The 16053-nt window shown below is 74.2% G+C and carries 20 protein-coding genes and 2 tRNA genes; 15 read left to right on the top strand and 7 right to left on the bottom strand.

Features of this window, described 5'->3' with window-relative positions:
* From mbhE to GQS09_RS20700, 7 genes are all read left to right on the top strand, one after another.
* Positions 1-711 (top strand): hydrogen gas-evolving membrane-bound hydrogenase subunit E (mbhE, locus tag GQS09_RS20730; protein WP_279577773.1); only part of this gene is annotated, 711 nt, incomplete at its 5' end.
* Positions 708-1181, top strand: a complete 474-nt coding sequence (locus GQS09_RS20725; RefSeq protein ID WP_165988514.1) for a sodium:proton antiporter — start codon at positions 708-710, stop codon at positions 1179-1181. The genes mbhE and GQS09_RS20725, both read left to right, overlap by 4 nt.
* Positions 1178-2701: a proton-conducting transporter membrane subunit gene (locus GQS09_RS20720; protein WP_165988512.1), complete on the top strand. Its 1524-nt coding sequence runs from the start codon at positions 1178-1180 to the stop codon at positions 2699-2701. Before GQS09_RS20725 ends, GQS09_RS20720 begins: the two co-directional genes overlap by 4 nt.
* Entirely contained in the window at positions 2698-3084 is a 387-nt protein-coding gene (locus GQS09_RS20715) for a Na+/H+ antiporter subunit E (protein ID WP_165988510.1), read from the top strand. The genes GQS09_RS20720 and GQS09_RS20715 overlap by 4 nt, the downstream gene beginning before the upstream one ends.
* A 5-nt stretch (positions 3085-3089) precedes the next feature.
* Positions 3090-3347: a monovalent cation/H+ antiporter complex subunit F gene (locus GQS09_RS20710; RefSeq protein ID WP_165988516.1), complete on the top strand. Its 258-nt coding sequence runs from the start codon at positions 3090-3092 to the stop codon at positions 3345-3347.
* Positions 3344-3670, top strand: a complete 327-nt coding sequence (gene mnhG, locus GQS09_RS20705; protein WP_207958081.1) for a monovalent cation/H(+) antiporter subunit G — start codon at positions 3344-3346, stop codon at positions 3668-3670. Before GQS09_RS20710 ends, mnhG begins: the two co-directional genes overlap by 4 nt.
* Before the next feature lie 133 nt (positions 3671-3803).
* Positions 3804-4358, top strand: a complete 555-nt coding sequence (locus GQS09_RS20700) for a MarR family winged helix-turn-helix transcriptional regulator (protein WP_165988508.1) — start codon at positions 3804-3806, stop codon at positions 4356-4358.
* Here GQS09_RS20700 and GQS09_RS20695 read toward each other — a convergent pair.
* From GQS09_RS20695 to GQS09_RS20685, 3 genes are all read right to left on the bottom strand, one after another.
* Positions 4355-5203 (bottom strand): SMP-30/gluconolactonase/LRE family protein, encoded by an 849-nt coding sequence (locus GQS09_RS20695; RefSeq protein ID WP_165988506.1) that lies wholly within the window; start codon positions 5201-5203, stop codon positions 4355-4357. The two genes, GQS09_RS20700 and GQS09_RS20695, sit on opposite strands and share 4 nt — an antisense overlap.
* 109 nt (positions 5204-5312) lie before the next feature.
* Entirely contained in the window at positions 5313-6083 is a 771-nt protein-coding gene (locus GQS09_RS20690; protein ID WP_165988504.1) for an IclR family transcriptional regulator, read from the bottom strand.
* A 136-nt stretch (positions 6084-6219) separates the two neighbouring features.
* Positions 6220-6582 (bottom strand): hypothetical protein, encoded by a 363-nt coding sequence (locus GQS09_RS20685; RefSeq protein ID WP_165988503.1) that lies wholly within the window; start codon positions 6580-6582, stop codon positions 6220-6222.
* Positions 6583-6774: 192 nt separating this feature from the next.
* On the opposite strand from GQS09_RS20685, the gene GQS09_RS20680 reads away from it, so the two are divergent.
* From GQS09_RS20680 to GQS09_RS20660, 5 genes are all read left to right on the top strand, one after another.
* A tRNA-Asn gene (locus GQS09_RS20680) sits at positions 6775-6847 on the top strand.
* A gap of 189 nt (positions 6848-7036) precedes the next feature.
* Positions 7037-7110, top strand: a tRNA-Ile gene (locus GQS09_RS20675).
* 237 nt (positions 7111-7347) lie between these two features.
* Positions 7348-8598 carry a helix-turn-helix domain-containing protein gene (locus tag GQS09_RS20670; protein ID WP_165988501.1) on the top strand — a complete coding sequence of 417 codons (1251 nt, stop codon included), beginning with the start codon at positions 7348-7350 and terminating at the stop codon, positions 8596-8598.
* Between the two features lie 150 nt (positions 8599-8748).
* Entirely contained in the window at positions 8749-9009 is a 261-nt protein-coding gene (locus tag GQS09_RS20665; RefSeq protein ID WP_165988499.1) for a hypothetical protein, read from the top strand.
* Between the two features lie 263 nt (positions 9010-9272).
* A complete protein-coding gene (locus tag GQS09_RS20660; protein WP_165988497.1) occupies positions 9273-10154 on the top strand; it encodes a metallophosphoesterase in 882 nt (293 codons plus the stop codon).
* A 36-nt stretch (positions 10155-10190) separates the two neighbouring features.
* Here GQS09_RS20660 and GQS09_RS20655 read toward each other — a convergent pair whose 3' ends face one another.
* Entirely contained in the window at positions 10191-10592 is a 402-nt protein-coding gene (locus GQS09_RS20655) for a heavy metal-responsive transcriptional regulator (protein ID WP_165988495.1), read from the bottom strand.
* An 81-nt stretch (positions 10593-10673) separates the two neighbouring features.
* Between GQS09_RS20655 and GQS09_RS20650 the strand changes: the two genes are divergently transcribed.
* Both GQS09_RS20650 and GQS09_RS20645 read left to right on the top strand, forming a co-directional pair.
* Positions 10674-11684: an alkylmercury lyase family protein gene (locus tag GQS09_RS20650; RefSeq protein ID WP_165988493.1), complete on the top strand. Its 1011-nt coding sequence runs from the start codon at positions 10674-10676 to the stop codon at positions 11682-11684.
* A gap of 155 nt (positions 11685-11839) precedes the next feature.
* Positions 11840-12724, top strand: coding sequence for an ABC transporter substrate-binding protein (locus GQS09_RS20645; protein WP_165988491.1), 885 nt, complete (start codon positions 11840-11842; stop codon positions 12722-12724).
* A 193-nt stretch (positions 12725-12917) separates the two neighbouring features.
* On the opposite strand, the gene GQS09_RS20640 is transcribed toward GQS09_RS20645, so the two are convergent.
* The 3 genes from GQS09_RS20640 to GQS09_RS20630 all read right to left on the bottom strand — a co-directional run bounded on the left by GQS09_RS20640 (position 12918) and on the right by GQS09_RS20630 (position 15455).
* A complete protein-coding gene (locus GQS09_RS20640) occupies positions 12918-13370 on the bottom strand; it encodes a hypothetical protein (RefSeq protein WP_165988489.1) in 453 nt (150 codons plus the stop codon).
* Positions 13371-13530: 160 nt separating this feature from the next.
* Positions 13531-13884, bottom strand: coding sequence for a hypothetical protein (locus GQS09_RS20635; protein WP_165988487.1), 354 nt, complete (start codon positions 13882-13884; stop codon positions 13531-13533).
* A 215-nt stretch (positions 13885-14099) separates the two neighbouring features.
* A complete protein-coding gene (locus GQS09_RS20630; protein WP_207958080.1) occupies positions 14100-15455 on the bottom strand; it encodes a hypothetical protein in 1356 nt (451 codons plus the stop codon).
* Between the two features lie 233 nt (positions 15456-15688).
* Between GQS09_RS20630 and GQS09_RS20625 the strand changes: the two genes are divergently transcribed.
* On the top strand, positions 15689-16053 hold a 365-nt coding region (locus GQS09_RS20625), incomplete at its 3' end, for a MerR family transcriptional regulator (RefSeq protein WP_165988485.1).

Below are 16053 nucleotides of genomic sequence, written 5' to 3'. Positions count from 1 at the left end.
GCGGCGGTCGCCGCGGCGACCGCCGCCCTGGCCGCCGCGGCGGTGCCGGCCTTCACCGGCCGTCCGGACGTCTCCCCCCTCGGCCAGGAACTGCTGGACCGTTCCGTTCCGGAAACCGGCGGACACAACGCGGTCAACGTGATCCTCGTGGAGTTCCGGGCCCTGGACACCCTGGGCGAGGCGCTCGTCCTGGGTGCCGCCACCCTCGGGCTGATGGCGCTGCTCGCGCCCCGGCACGTCACCGAGCCCGTGCCCGCCTCCGGCCCGGGCATCGCCCCCGACCCGGGTGCGGACCGGATGGTCTTCCGGGCCTCCGGCCGGGTGCTGGGGCCGCTCATGCTGCTGGTCGCGGCCTGGCTGCTGCTGCGCGGCCACAACGCCCCCGGCGGGGGCTTCATCGCCGCCCTGGTGACCGGGGCGGCGGTGGCCCTGGGGCGCGCGGCCCAGGGCCGCCTGCCCAGGGCGGCCGAACGCGACCTGCGGCCGCTGCCGCTGCTCTCCTCCGGGGTGCTGCTCGCGCTCGGCACCGCGAGCGCACCGCTGTTCGCCGGAGAACCGTTCTTCACCCCGATGCACACCACGCTGCCGCTGCTGTCCCTCAAGCTGTCCTCGGGGCTGCTGTTCGACCTGGCCATCTTCCTCATCGTCACCGGAATGCTCGCCGCCGCCGTGGACCGGCTCAGCAGCGGACGGGGAAAGGTGCGTCCATGACCACTGCACTGGCGGTCGGGCTGCTGGTGGCCGGCGGCACCTATCTGCTGCTGCGCCCCGAACTGCTGCGCGTCGTGCTCGGCTTCGTGCTGCTGGGCCACGCCGTCAACATCCTGTTCGTGGCGGCCGGCGGGATGAGCCGGCGCGAGCCCCCGCTGCTGGACGAGACCGCGCCGGACCGGGCGGCCGATCCCCTGCCGCAGGCCTTCGTGCTGACGGCCATCGTCATCACCTTCGGCGTCACGGTCTTTCTGCTCGGCCTGCTGCGCGCCTCACGCACCGGTGACGGGGACCGGGACGGCACCGGGAACGGTGAGCAGGACGGCGAAGGAACCGGCGAGCGGGACGGGGAACCGAACGGCGGGGAACCGAACGGGGCCGGTCACCGCGACGGCGCCGGTCACCGCGACGGGGACTCCACAAGCGGCAGCGGCGGCCGGGACGGCACCGGACGGGGGGCGGGCCGGTGACCCCCGTCCTGCTCACGCTCCCCGTGGCCCTGCCCCTGCTGGCCGCCGGATTCACCGCCGCCCTGCCCCGTCACGCCCGCCTGCGCCGCACCGCCGCCCTGGCCACCACCGCCATGGTGCTGGCCCCGGCCGCAGTCCTGCTCACCCGCACCGCCGTGACGGGCGACGACATCCTCACCACCCGGATCGGTGACTGGCCGGCCGGCATGGCCATCGTGTTCGCCGCGGACGCCTTCAGTGCGCTGATGCTGTGCACCACCGCCCTGCTGGTCCTGGTCTGCCTGGCGTTCGCCGCCGCCTCGGGGGACGACCGGAAGCCGGTCTTCGCCCCGCTGGTGCTGCTGTGCTCCGGGGGCACCTACGGAGCCCTGCTCACCGCCGACCTGTTCAACCTGTTCGTGCTCCTCGAACTGATGCTGATGCCGTCGTACGTGCTGCTCACCATGGCCGGCGGCAGGGGCCGGCTGACGGCGGGCCGCATCTACGTCACCATCAGCCTGCTCGCCTCCACGATGCTGCTCGCCGGGCTGGCACTGGTCTACGGCCTGACCGGCACGCTCAACCTCGGCGCGCTGGCCGGTGCCGCCCGGGACTCCGCCGCGGTGGCCGCGGCCGGCGCCGTCGTCCTGCTCGCCCTGGCCGTCAAGGCGGCCGTGGTCCCGCTGCACGGCTGGCTGCCGCGCACCTATCCGGAGACCTCCCCGGTGATCACCGCGCTGTTCTCCGGACTGCTCACCAAGGTGGCCCTGTTCGCGGCCATCCGCATCTACGCGGTGGTCTACGACGGGGACCGCGCCCATCTCTGGCTGCTTCTGGCGGCGGCCTGGCTGACCATGGTCGTCGGCGTGCTCGGCGCGGTCGGGGAGAGCGCCATGCGCCCCATCCTGGTCTTCCACATGGTCAGCCAGGTCGGCTATGTCCTGCTGGGCCCGGCCCTGTTCACCACCGACGGGCTGGCCGCCGCCATCTTCTACCTGGTCCAGTACGTCCTGGTGAAGACCGCGCTGCTGCTGTGCGCCGGGGCGGTCGAGACGGCCTACGGCACCGGCCGGCTGGACGGTGTCAAGGGACTGGCGGCCCGTGAACCGCTGCTCACCGCCGCCTTTGTGACGGCCGCCCTGTCACTGGCCGGGCTGCCCCCGATGTCCGGCTTCGTGGCCAAGCTCGGACTGCTGCGCGCCACGGCACTGGAACAGGACTGGATCTCCCTCACCGTCGCCACGGCCGTCAGCCTGCTCACCCTGCTGTCCATGCTGAAGATCTGGTCCGCCGTCTTCGCCGGCCCTCCCGATCCTCCCGAGCCGGCCCCGCACCGCTCCCCCGCGGAGGCCCCCCGCCCGGCCCGGCCGGGTCTGGTGCTGCCGGCCGCGGCGCTGGCCGCCTTCTCGCTGATCCTCGGCGCGGGCGGCAAACCGCTGCTGGACGTGGCCCAGGTCGCCGCCGCACACCTGACCGACCCGGCGGACTGGATCGCCGCGGTGACCTCCCGGGCGGCGGGCACGGGGGTGGCCGGACCATGAGAGCCGCCGCCCGCCGTGCCGGGGGCCGCCTGCTCCGGCTGCCGCGCTTCGCCGCCCACTTCGGCTGGCTGTTCCTGAAGTCCAACGCGCTCGTCGCGCTGGAGATCCTCACCCCGCGCAGCCGGATCGCTCCGGTGGTGGTGCGCATGCCGCTGCGCTGCCGCGGGACGGGGGAGGTCTTCACCATGGCCCATCTCATCAGCCTCACCCCCGGCACTCTGACCATGGAGGTCGAGAGCGCTTCCGACACCACCTCCGCGGCGCTGTACGTGCACGGCATGTTCGCCCCGGACGCCGCGGAGTTCCTCCAGGAACTCCGCGACCTGGAGACCGAGCTGCTGCGCTTCTGGCGCCCCGGCCCGCCCCCGAGAGAGGAGTCGTGAGACCCATGGTGCTGGTCGACGGCGGCCTGATTGTCCTGGGCCTGGCCCTGGCGGCAACGCTGGTGCGGATCGTCGCAGGCCCCACCGACGCCGACCGAGTGGTCGCCGTGGACCTCGCCTTCGTCGTGGTCGTCGGCGCCCTGGCGCTGCTGGCGCTGCGGCTGGACAGCACCGTGCCGCTGGTCCTGGTCCTGGTCGCCGCGCTGGTCGGCTTCCTCACCACGGTGGCGCTCGCCCGCCGGACGGAGGGCGGGCCCTCGTGACGGCCCTCCGGCTGGCGGTCGCGGACGGTCTGCTGGTGCTCGGCGTGGCGCTGGTGGCCCTCGCCGCGCTCGGCCTGCTGCGGCTGCCCGACGCGTACCTGCGCGCCAATGCGGTGGCCAAGGCCGCTTCCCTGGGCGTGGTGTGCGTGCTGCTCGGTGTGCTGCTGCACCTGCCGCGGCCGGGCACCGCGGTCCTGGTCCTCGCCGCGTGCGGCTTCCAGCTCTTCACCGCTCCGGTGGCCGGCTACGCGGTCGCCCGGGCGGCCCACCGCTCGGGGGTGCCGCGCCACGGCCCGCCCCGGCCCGACGATCTGGCCCCGTGAGCCGCCCGCCCGGCGCGCGGGCGCCGGCCCTGGCGCCTGCCCCGGTGACGGCCGTGGTGACGGCCGTGGTGGCTGCGGTGGCGGCGGTCTGCGCGGCCCTGTCCCGGCCGGCACCGGCGGGTAGCCTGGGACCATGAGCCGGCTTCCTCCGTCCGTCGATCCGGTCACCGTCGAGGTGATCGAGCTCATCGGCACGGTGGTGGCCCGCTGTCACGAGGAGTACGACCGGGCCGCCGCCGCGCACGGGCTCACCGGCGCGCAGGCCCGGCTGCTGGCGCTGCTCGCCCTGGAACCCACGCCGATGCGACGGCTCGCCCACCGGCTGCGGTGCGAGCCGTCCAATGTCACCGGGATCATGGACCGGCTGGTGGCGCGCGGCCTGGCCGAGCGCCGCACCGACCCGGCGGACGGGCGGGTGAAGATCGCGGCGGCCACCGAACGAGGGCTGCACACCGCGAAGACCCTGCGCACCTCCCTCGGGTTCGCCCGCGCGCCGCTGGCGGCGCTGCACCCGGCCGAGCGTGCCGCCCTGCGCGATCTGCTGCGCCGGATCGTGGACGCTCCCGCAGACCTCCCCGCGCCACGGCCGGAGCCGGGCGGGGCGGAGCCGGACGGGCCGGACGGGCCGGGCCCCGGCGGGGCGGAGCCCGGCGGGGCGGCGGCCGGACGCGCGGCGCAGGCCGGCTAACCGGCGAAGGCGGGCTGCGGCAGCCCCTCCCCCGCGTCCGGGATGACCAGCAGCGAACCGGCCAGCGGCTCGGCCGCCGGGTCGGTGTCGACGCGGGCCGTGGTGATGTAGAGATCGCTCAGCCGGGGACCGCCGAAGGCACAGGCGGTGGGCCGCGACACCGGCACGGCGACCGTGCGGTCCAGCCGCCCGTCGGGCGTGTAGCGGCGCACCTCGCCGCCTTCCCAGAAGGCCACCCACAGGCAGCCGGCGGCGTCCACCGTCATGCCGTCCGGGAAGCCCTTGCCGCCGGTCTCGGCGAACGGCCGCCGCTCGGTGGCGTCCCCGTCCTTGAAGGTGAAGACGTCGATCCGGCGGGTGGGGGTGTCGATGAAGTACATCAGCGAGCCGTCCGGGCTCCAGCCGATGCCGTTGCTGACGGCCACGCCGGTGAGCACGGTGCGCACCTCGCCGTCCGGGGAGACGCGGGACAGGCTGCCTCCCCCGGGCGCGGTGTCGTAGCGCATCGTCCCGGCCCACAGCGCACCGTCCGGGGCCACGGCCGCGTCGTTGCCGCGGCGGCCCGGCACCGGTGCGCGGTGCAGCCAGCCGAAGGAGCCGTCCTCGGCGTAACGGCCCACGCCGTCACGGAGGTTGACCACCAGGCCGCCGCCCGTGCGCGGCTTGGCAGCGCCCACGTGCTGGCCGGTGGCCAGCACGGTGCGGCGGCCGGTCGCCGGGTCGTAGAAGTGCACCCGGGAGGAGAGGATGTCCACCCAGATCAGCCGCTGCCGCCCGGCGTCCCAGGTCGGCCCCTCGCCCAGCACCGCCTCGGCGCGTACCGCTGTCTCGATCCCGGCCGCCACGCCCCTCACCCGTCCTTCCGCTTCGTCCGTGTTCCGTGCTCCCGTGCCCCGGGCTCCCGGGCTCCTTGTTGCCGGGCTGCCCGGCCGCCCTCCCCGCCGTGGTGGCGGCTCAGGCGGTCCGGTGGCCGAGCCGCGCGGAGAGCTCCGCTGCTCCGCGCAGCGCCAGCTCCCGCAGTTCGGCCTGGCGCTCCTCGTTCCAGCGGATCATGGGAACGGAGATGCTCAGTGCGGCCACCACCTGCCCGCCGTGGTCCCGGACCGGGGCGGCGACACAGCTGACGTCCGGGTTGGACTCCCGCTGCTCACCGGCGGTGCCGTCGCGCCGGACCGCGGCGAGCTCCTTCTCCAGCGCCTCCACCGTGGTGAGCGAGTGCTCGGTCATGGCGGGCAGCTCGGAGCGCCCGGCCAGCCGGGCGGAGAGTTCCCCGGGGTCCAGCGAGGCCAGCAGCATCTTGCCGACCGCGGTGCAGTGCGCGGGCAGCCGCCGGCCCGTGGCGGAGACCATGCGCACCGCGTGCGTGCTGTCCACCTTTGCGATGTAGATCACATCGAGATGCTCCAGCACCGCGACATGCACGGTCTCGCCACAGGTCTCGGCCACCGCGCGGGCCACCTGCTGGCCCTCCGCGGCCAGGTCCAGCCCTTCCGCGTAGCGGCTGCCGAGCTGGTAGGTGCGCACGCCCAGCCGGTAGCGGCCGGGCTGCTCGGGCACCGGGGTCAGATACGAGCGGGCGGCCAGGGTGGTCACCAGCTCGTGCACGGTGGTGCGCGGCAGTTGCAGGCGGCGGGTAATCTCGGGCGCGGAGAGGGTGCCGTTCCCTTCCAGGAAGAGCTCCAGAATGTCCAGCGCCCGGCTCACCGCCGGTACGCGTCTTCCCATCTCGGCGGCCTCCCCGCACCCCAGCAGTTGACGTCCGGCATTCCGACCGTCAATCGGAATACCGAACGACGCTACCCTGAGTGATCAGGTCCGGGCAACGCCCGTGCACCTGCCCATCCCCCCGGGTCCGGGTCTGCTACGGCTGAGTCCGGGCCCGCATGCCTGTCTCCGTCTGGGCCTGGGGCTGGCTCTGGCTCTGCCCGCCGTTGGCCGCCTTTCCCCAGTCGTCGTCCATCGGCACGGCCTTGTCGCGCACCGCGCGCAGCTTCTCGGCCAGCGGCTCGGGCAGCCGCTTCCCGGCCCGGTGGCTGACCATGTCCGCCGCCCTGGCCGCAGCCTGACGCCCGGCCTGCACCGCGGAGTCCACGCTGTTGCGCACCGCGGGGTTGCTCGCGACGTTCCTGGCCGTACCCGCGATCTTCTCGTACCGCTCGCGTCCCGCCCGGGCACCCAGCACATAGCCCACGGCGGCACCGGCGATGAACATGAGCTTCCGCATCGGAGGCTCCCCTTCCCTGCCTGGTTGTCGGCCTGCTCCCGGCCACGCCCGGCCCGGCGGGGCAGCCCGCCGCACGGTGCGGCGGGGACTCCCCGGTTTACCGATTTCGGAGCACGCCCTCGCATGCGCTAATGTATTGCCCGCAGCAAGGGAACGCTCCCGGGAGCCGGGAGCGGGACCCGAGCGGAGCAGTCCTCCGTAGCTCAATTGGCAGAGCAACCGGCTGTTAACCGGTAGGTTACTGGTTCGAGTCCAGTCGGGGGAGCTTCACCCAAAGGACCCCACTACGGGGTCCTTTGCCGTTTCGGACGCATCACGGCGAAGATCGCGGGAACCGATCACCCCATGCCGGGAGTCCTTACCGGCGCACGTCTCCCCCGGCCCGGGCGGGAGATCGTATGAGCAGCTATGCTGCGGCAGGACGGCGCGCACATCTGTGCGCGGCACGCCGTTCGGGGCGGTAGCTCAGCCGGTTAGAGCAACGGACTCATAATCCGTCGGCCGTGGGTTCGAGTCCCACCCGCCCCACACCGAACGACCACGTCAGGCCCCGGGCGCGCCGGGGCTTTCGCCGTCTTCCGGGGTCCTGCCGGCCCGCTGCTGGGCCGAGTGCAGAACGAAGCCGTGACGGGTACGCAAGGAGACAACCGCGGCTGACCGCCCAACGGCCCCGACGAGACCGCCTGTCGGGCCGTTCACCGTCCTGGAGAGCGCCCCGGGCGGTACGGTCCACAGTGCGACCAGCGGACTGACCGGAGACCCGTCATGCCCCAGCACCGCCCACCGCGCAGCATCCCCACGGAAGCCGAAGCGATCGGCGAGCGCGTCCGCGACGCACGGCTGCGCCTCGGCCTCACCCAGGCCGATCTCGCCGCCGAACTCCGCAGGACCCAGGGCTGGGTGTCCAAGGTGGAACGCGGACGCCAGGAACTGGACCGCACCAGCGTCATCAATGAACTGGCCGCCGCACTGCACGTCCATCCCAACGACCTGATCGAGCGGCCGTACCCGACGGCCGCCGACGGCGTGGAGTGGCAGCGCTCCGCCTCGGCGGTCATGCGGGAGATGCGGCGCTACGACCTGGCCCCGGTGTTCGACGGCTCCCCGCGGCCGGCGGCCGCGCTGTGGCGGGAGACCGCGGCGCTGCACCGGCTGCGGGACAACGCCGCGAACACGAAGATCCTGCAGCTGCTGCCGGATCTGCTGCGGGAGGCCAGGGCGCTCGCCGAGGCCGGCACCGGGCACGAGCGCGAGGAAGCGTTCGGCGTGTACGCCGTGGCCTGCAAGTTCGCGCACACCGCCGCGCACGCCCTCGGCCACCCGGAGCTGATCGCCATGGCCTGCGAGCGCGCGGCGTGGGCGGCCCGGCTGTCCGGGGACGAACTGCTGCCGGCGGTGGCGGACTGGATGCGGGTGTGGGACATGTGGGCCACCGCCGACTGGGGCGACTCCCTGGCCCTGTCGGACAAAGCGCTGCGCGGTGTGGAGCCGCTGTACCGGCGCGGGGATGCGGCAGCGGTACGGGTATGGGGTTCGCTGCATCTGCGGGCCGCGGTGTCGGCCGCACGGGCCGGCGGCATCCGGGAGGCCGAGGCACGGCACCGGATCGAGCAGGCCGCGGAGGCCGCCGGGCGCCTGCCGGGACTGGGCTTCGACCGGCACAGCCTGACGTTCTCCGCAGGGAATGTCCGCATCCACGCGGTGAACGTCGAACTGGAGATGGCCCAGCACGATGCCGCCCTGCGGCTGCACCAGCAGTTGCCGTCCTCCGTGATCACCGCACTGCCACGCAGTCGCCGCGGGCACTACAGGCTGGACCTGTCCCGGGCCTATCTGTGGAGCGGGGACCGGGACCGGGCCCTGTCCGAACTGGAGGCGGCCGAGCGCACGGCACCGCAGCTGATCCGCAACCACCCGATCGCCCGGGCCACCCTGCGCCGTATCCGCTCCGCCGAGCGGACCGGGGTGCGGGAGCGGTTGCGGCTGATGTCCGCCCGCTTTCACCTGGACGAGTGAATACAACCGCTTTGACCTGGGACTATTCCTGGCGTTCATACTCGGCAGCCCACCGCCCCCTACGGTCCGTCACGCACTGACTACCCGTAGACGGCCGGAGGGCTTCCGATGCCGCACCGTGCGACTGAAGGGCCAGGCACCGCGCGCCGTATGTGCGCGCACTGCAAGGAACTGCGCACCGATGTACTTCCCGTGGGCGGCACCGAGCGCGCCTCCGGCGCCGACTTCATCGTCTTCGCCTGCGCCGCCCACGCCCACCGCTACCTGCACCTGGACCAGGTGTGGCAGATGCGGCAGCGGCACGTCGCCGCCTGCAGGACGTGCAAGCCCGCACGGCCGTGCCGGACCGGACTCATCCTCCAGCAGGCGCACGACGCCGCCCGAGCCGCCGCATCGGAGAACGGCCGGTGACCGCCCCGGCCATGACCCTCGGCGACCCGGCCGAGCCGGAGCAGGCCCGTACCGGCATGTTTCCGGCTGTGGTGCGGCGGCACCGCCGTCCCCGTCCGGGGCCGGTCACGTGACGTCCGTACCTCCTGACTTTGCCCGTCCGGTGCCCGGAGGGCTGCCGGTACCCCATACGCTGTCCCCTGGCCGGTACGGCGAACGGATGCTGACGTACCGTCGGCCGCAGCAGAACCGCACGGGGCGCCCTACGACGATGCGAGGTGACGATGCAGCTACCAGCGGCGGGGGACGCTGGGCAGGACACATCCGGGGGCGGGGGCGGTGGCTCGCTGCTGGCGGTCAGTGATCTGCATGTCGCATACCCCGAGAACCGGGCGATCGTGGAACGGCTGAAGCCGGAGCACCCGGACGACTGGCTGATCGTCGCCGGTGACGTCGGGGAGCTGGCCGGCGACATCCGCTGGGCGCTGCGGCTGCTGGCCGAGCGGTTCGCCAAGGTGATCTGGGCACCGGGCAACCACGAGCTGTGGACCCACCCGAGCGACCCGGTCACGCTGCGCGGCCAGGCCCGCTACCGCCATCTGGTCTCCCTGTGCCGGGAGCTGGGCGTGGTCTGCCCCGAGGACCCGTACCCGCTCTGGGAGGGCGCGGGCGGCCCGGTGCGGGTGGTGCCGCTGTTCCTGCTGTACGACTACACCTTCCGCCCGGAGGGCACCCACACCCGGGAAGCCGCCCTCGCGCGGGCTCACCAGGCGGGGGTGGTGGGGACGGACGAGTCGCTGCTGCACCCGGACCCGTACCCGGGCATCGACGACTGGTGCCGCAAGCGGCTGGCCGTCACGGAGGAACGGCTCGCCGCCCTGGCCCCGGGCGAGCGCACGGTCCTGGTGAACCACTTCCCGCTGCGCCGCGAGCCGACCCGGATTCTGCGCTACCCGGAGTTCGCGCTGTGGTGCGGCAGCGAGGCGACCGCCGACTGGCACCTGCGGTACCGGGCGGAGGTCGTCGTCTACGGCCACCTCCACATCCCCCGCACCATGTGGCACGACGGCGTGCGGTTCGAGGAGGTGTCCCTCGGCTACCCCCGCGAGTGGGGCCGCCGCGGCTCCAGCACCTACACCCCCCACCGCATCCTCCCCGCCCCCTGACACCGGCCTCCCCGGCCGTCAGGGCCGTCGGGGCCGTCAGGGCCGGTGCGTGAGGATGCGGCAGATGTCGTCCCCGGTGCAGGTGTCCGGGTCGGTCCCGGCCGCGCGCCGGGCGAGTGCTGTCAGTGCCGTGCGGGTCGCGAGGAGTTCGGCCAGGCGGCGGTCCATCTCGGCGAGGTGTTCGTTGATCAGCTCGGTGACGTGCCCGCAGGGTGCCTGCCCGCCGTCGCGCAGCCGCAGGACGGACCGGATCTCGGCGAGGCTGAGGCCGGCCCCCCGGGCGTCGCGGATGAAGCCGAGGCGCCGGACGGCGTCGGGCGCGTAGTCGCGGTAGCCGCCCGTGGTGCGTGGCGGCTCGGGCAGCAGTCCGGCCTGCTCGTAGAAGCGGATGGTCTTGGTCGTGGTTCCGCTCGCGGTGGCCAGCTCTCCGATGCGCATACCTCCACGGTACGCCTTGACCTTCCAGTGGGCTGGAAGGTCTACGTTCGGAGCGGGACATCGGACCAGGAGGACAGCGACATGCGGATCACGGTGCTGACGGTGCCGGACTGCCCCAACGCGCCGCTCATGCGCGAGCGGATCGCCGCGGCGCTCGACGGGCGCCCGGCGCAGGTGGAAGGTGAGGTGGAGGTGGAGGTGGTCGAGGTGACCGAGGACGCCGAGGCCGCCCGGCGGGGCATGACGGGTTCGCCCACCATGCTGCTCGACGGCGTCGACCCGTTTGCGGCCGAGGGCGCGCCGGCGAGCCTGTCCTGCCGTCTCTACCGGGACGACGAGGGCCGTCTCGAAGGCGCTCCCGGCATCACGGCACTGCGGCGCGCACTCGCCACGGCGGAGGTGTCCAGGGCCGGGGCCGATGCCGATGCCGGTGCCGGGACGGAATGCTGCGAGCCGGACGCCCTGGACGCGATCGGCCGGGCCGGGCGGGGCCGCCGCGCACCGGCCGAGCGCGGGCTGCGGGCCGTGCACCAGGCGGTGCTGCGGCACTTCGCCGCCACCGGACGGGCGCCCGGAACGGCCGGGCTGGAGCCCGTCGCGGCCGCGGCCGGGCGGGCGGCCGGCGAGGTCCTGGCCGAGCTCGGCCGGGAGGACTTCCTGCATCTGGACCGGGCAGGCCGGATCCGGGCCGCCTACCCGTTCTCGGCCGTCGAGACCCGGCACCGGGTCCGGCTGGCCGGCGGAGTGGAGACGTGGTCGATGTGCGCGATCGACGCCCTGGGCGTCTCGGCGATGCTCGGCCAGGACGTGACGGTGTCCTCCAGCGATCCGCTCGACGGCCGCCCGGTCACGGTCACCTTCGTCGGCGGCACCGCGCGGTGGGAGCCGGCGGAGGCGGTGGTGTTCATCGGCCGCCGGGAGGGTGCGGGACCGGCCGCCCTGGTGTGCTGCGAGGCGCTGAACTTCTTCGCCGGCCGGGCCTCGGCCGAGCGGTGGGCGCGCGCGCACCCCGAGGTGAAGGGGGAGATCATCGCCCAGGACCGCGCCGTGGAGATCGGGGTCCGGACGTTCGGCCCGCTCCTGGCCGGCTGACGGCCTCCGGCGGATGCCCGCATGCCTGCGCCGCCGGGTCGGGGGCGAGCCGGGGCGAGCCGGACCGACCGCAGCGTGAGGCCCTCCGGAGGAGCCGGACGCCGTCGGGCGGCGCCGGGGGCAGGCGGCGGGGAGGGCGGGTCTACGGTGGGTGGGTGCGGATCGTCTCCCTGCTTCCCTCAGCGACCGAGATCCTGTTCGCGCTCGGCGTCGGTGACGACGTGGTGGGCGTGACCTTCGAATGCGACCATCCGCCGCAGGCGCGCGCCCGGCGGATCGTGTCCACCAGCGCACTGCCGGAGGGGCTGCCGCCCGCGGAGATCGACCGGCTGGTCGCCGAGCGGATGGCGGCCGGGGAGGACCTCTACCATCTGGACGGCGGCGCGCTGGCCGGGCTGGACGCCGATCTGGTGGTCACCCAGGATCTGTGCGCGGTGTGCGCGGTGGACGTGTCCACGGTGCACGATGCGCTGGAATATCTGGCCTGCCGGGCGGAGGTGCTGACCGTCGATCCGCAGACGCTGGCCGAGGTGCTCGGCTCGGTCGTCACCATCGGGGCGGCCGCCGGGGCCCGGGACCGGGGCGAGCGGCTGGCGGCGGAGCTGTCCGCCCGGCTCGATGCGGTACGGGCCGGGACCGCGGCCGGGCGGCCGGTGCCGGCGCTGGTGCTGGAGTGGACCGATCCGCCGTTCGCGCCGGGCCACTGGGTGCCGGACATGGTGGCGGCGGCCGGCGGGCGGTGCGTGCTGGGGCGTTCCGGGGAGCGCTCCTTCCGCACCACCTGGGAGGCGGCCGCCGCGGCCGGGGCCGAGGTGGTGGTGTGCGCCCCGTGCGGCTTCGGGCTGGAGGAGTCCGCGCGGCTGGCCGCGGAGGTGGCAGACCGGGTCCCGGCCGGGGTACCGCTGTGGGCGGTGGACGCCAACGCCTCGTTCGCCCGGCCCGGCCCGCGGCTGGTGGACGGGGTGGAGGCGCTCGCCGGGATTCTGCACCCCGGGGCTGTGGCCGCTCCCGACCCCGCCATGGCCCGCCGCATCGCCTGACGCCGGAACGGGCGGCTCAGCCGGACATGTGCCGTTCGCCGCCGGCCGCTCCGGCTGGTCCGGCCGCTCCGGCGAGTCCGGCTGGTCCGGCTGGTCGTCCGCGGAGACTCCGTGGCGCACCCGTGGTCATACGTGGTGTGCCGTCCGGCCGACGGGGGCGGCGGCCGGACGGCCGGGAGCGGGCCCGGGTGGGTCAGGAAGGGGCCGGTTCCGTGGTCCACTCGGTGACGAGGCCGGTGATCTCCGTACGGCGTGCCTCGTCGACGGTGAGCTGCTCCGGCGTGGTCCAGGCCAGGGCGAACCGGCCGACCTGGCGCCAGTCCTCCTCGTCCACGCGGGCGTAACGATTCACCCAGTCCCGGGACAGCTCGGTTGTGCCGAACTCGTAGACGGCGACCTGGTCGGTGACGATCAGCTGTGCGCAGTCGCTGTCCTGCGGGTCGCCGCCGGCCGCCTCGTTGGAGCAGGAGGCGGTGTTCTCCTGCGGCTCGCCGAATTCCTCCTCTCCGAGGTGTTCGGCCAGCCGCTCCACGATCTTCTCGGCGGTGAGCGCGCCCTCCCCGTCGTCGCCGTCACCGCTGCATGCCGTGGCAAGCGCGAGGGGGGTCGCAACAGCAAAGGCCAGTAAGAGGCGTCGGATACTCATGGCGCCACAGCCTGCCGCACATCGGGCCGGGCGCACCAGCCACGGGACGCGGGCGGCGGCCGGAGAGCGGACGGCCCCGGGGACGGTCGTGCGGGGAGCCCCGGGGCCGGTCGGACGGGATAGGGGTATTCGTGGTGATATCGGTGTCAGGAAAAGGGTGTCAGGAGTCCGGGCAGTCGGTGTCAATGGCGGGCCAGGTGTCGGAGACGACCTGGCCGCTGCCGTAGATCTCGGCGGCCTTCTCGTCCTTCACCCATTTGCCGCGGCAGACATACTCGCTGTCGCTCTGGCTGCGCACCACGGTGATCTCGTAGTGCAGTTGGCCGTCGATGCCTTCGGCGTAATCGCGGATCGCGGCGATCGCCTCGTCCACGGTCACGTTCGGGCTGACCAGAGTCACGCTGCCGGTGGCATCCGACTCCTCCTGATCGGCGATGGTGTAATCGGGCACCGGGCCTCCGGCGCCCGGGTCTTCCGTCGTGCCGCAGCCGGTAAGACCCGTGAGGGAGAACATGACTGAGACAGCGACGGCGCTTCCCAGGACGGCACGCAGACCTGGTCGGGCGGAGGCATGTCTCGGGGAGTGTCCAGCCATGCGGGCCAGAGTGGTGCAGCCAGGCGCGATACGCGAGAGGATTGCAGGGACGTTGCCGGGTTGTGACGTTTAGGGGAGGGCAAGGGGGACGAAAGCCCGCAGGCCCTGCCCGCGGGCGGAGAGCCCCGGGGCCGTCATATACGGCTGACCGTGCCGCACTCCGCGGGTTCCTCCTCCAGCGACCTGCTGCGGTCGTACGGGTCGAGGGTGGGCCCGGGCGGCGCCTCGCCGGTGACCGGGTCGCCGCTGAACTCCGGGTGCAGCAGGCCGTCGGGGGACTCGCAGGAGGAGTTCCCGATGTCCGACTGGAAGGTGGAGAGCCAGACATGGCCCGGGGTCCTCGTCCTCAGGCCCGGCCGCACCACGTGTACCTCCAGCACCCGCCGCACCACGGTACGGGTCACCTTCCCCGAGCCGTCCGCCTTGGTCACCGGGTAGACAAAGGTGTAGTCGGCGCGGATCATCGCCTGACCGTCTCCCTCGCCCGTCACCACCTCCATGTGGCCGCGCACCTTGACCGGCACGTCCACCAGCAGGGCCTCGGCAGGATCGAAACGGCTGAACAGCACCGTGGCGTCGGCCTCGGCGGTGGGGCCGTCCAGGGCGCCCCGGTAGTCGTCGATCAGCTTCTGCTGTCCGGGATCGATCAGCGCCAGCGCGGCCTCCGGCACTCCGCCCGCCAGGACCTCCGGCTCGAGATTGGCCGCGACCAGGAACTCCTTGGTCAGCCGCAGCCCTTCGGCGATCTCCTTCGCGGGCACCCCGCCGGCGTCGGCCGCCTCCGGCAGTTCGATGGCGTCCGCCCCGTCCGCCCAGACCAGGGCCGGGGAACCGCGGTAGGGCCGCTCCAGGCTCGGCCCGCCGGAGCCGGGCCCGGCGGCCGGCGCCTCGCTGGGCGGCGCGGTCTCCGGGGGCAGGGCCTCCACCGGCTGCACCGGGTCCCCGCCCCGGTCGGCGGTCTCCCCCAGGGCGCCGTCGAGCCATTCCTGCACCGGCGCGGCCACGCTCTGCACGCTCCGGCCGTCGATCAGGGTCACCTTGGCGGTGTAGGCGACGAGGACGAGCAGCAGCGCGGCGGACAGCCACTGCACCGGCCGGCGCCGGCGCCGGCCGCCCGGCATGTCCTGCCAGGCCGGGCCGGTGCGCCAGCCCGGGGGCTGCCAGGGCTCAGGCTCCTTGGCTGCCCTGCGGCCCAGGCGGCGGCGGGGCCGCTGCTGCACGGCCTGCTCGTCCATGGCCCGCAGCCGGGTCGTCACCATGCGGGCGCGGGCGGAGGGTTCCCGGGGCGCCGCAGCGCTGCGCGCGGTGGCACCGGCCGAACGCTGGAACTCCTCCCAGGCTTCGTCGGAGAGGGAGGCGGGGCCGCCGGCCGGGTCCGGTCTCCCCGTTCCGTCGGTGCTGCCGGTGCCGTCGGTCCTGTCGGTGTTGCCGGAGCTTCCCGTACCGTCGGGGCCGCCTGACTGCTCGGCGTTCCGGTCTTCGGTGGTCATGCGCACGGTTCCTTCGGAGCGGTCGGGGACGAGGAGTGAAGGTACCGTGCTGGTGTTCGGTTGATCGTGTCGGGTCCGGGCACGGCGCCGCAGCCCGGCACCGCCGTCACCCGTACCGGGCCGTGCGGCGGTCACCCACCCGGGCGGGCCATCTGGAGCGGCACGCGCGGCGGTTGTCAAGGCTTTGCCCGAATTCCGGTGGTGGCGAGGCCGTTTGGCCTACGGTTCGCTCCATGAGTGCGGGTGCGGAAGCCGTCCCGGCGCCGCAGGGCGGACCGGGGCTGACCACGAGTGCGGTGGCCCGGCGGTTCGCGGTGGCGCCCACCACGCTGCGGTCCTGGGACCGCCGTTACGGGATCGGCCCGGCCGGCCACCGGAGCGGGCGGCACCGGCGGTGGAGAGCGGAGGACATCGCGGTGGTGGAGCACATGTGCCGGCTGGTCAGCGCCGGCGTGCCGCCGGGCGAGGCGGCCCGCCGGGCCCGGGAGCACCGGAAGAACCGGCAGTCCCCCGGAGGAGGGCCGCCGGGGGAGAACGGCAACGCGCGGGCGGGGCGGGCCGGAAGGGCCGGGCAGGCCGGGGGCCCGCGCGCGGCGGG

Source organism: Streptomyces sp. YIM 98790 (assembly GCF_011421595.1).
GTDB lineage: Bacteria > Actinomycetota > Actinomycetes > Streptomycetales > Streptomycetaceae > Streptomyces.
Note: the sequence above shows the minus strand (reverse complement) of the source record. Positions and strands in the feature narration are given on the sequence as shown.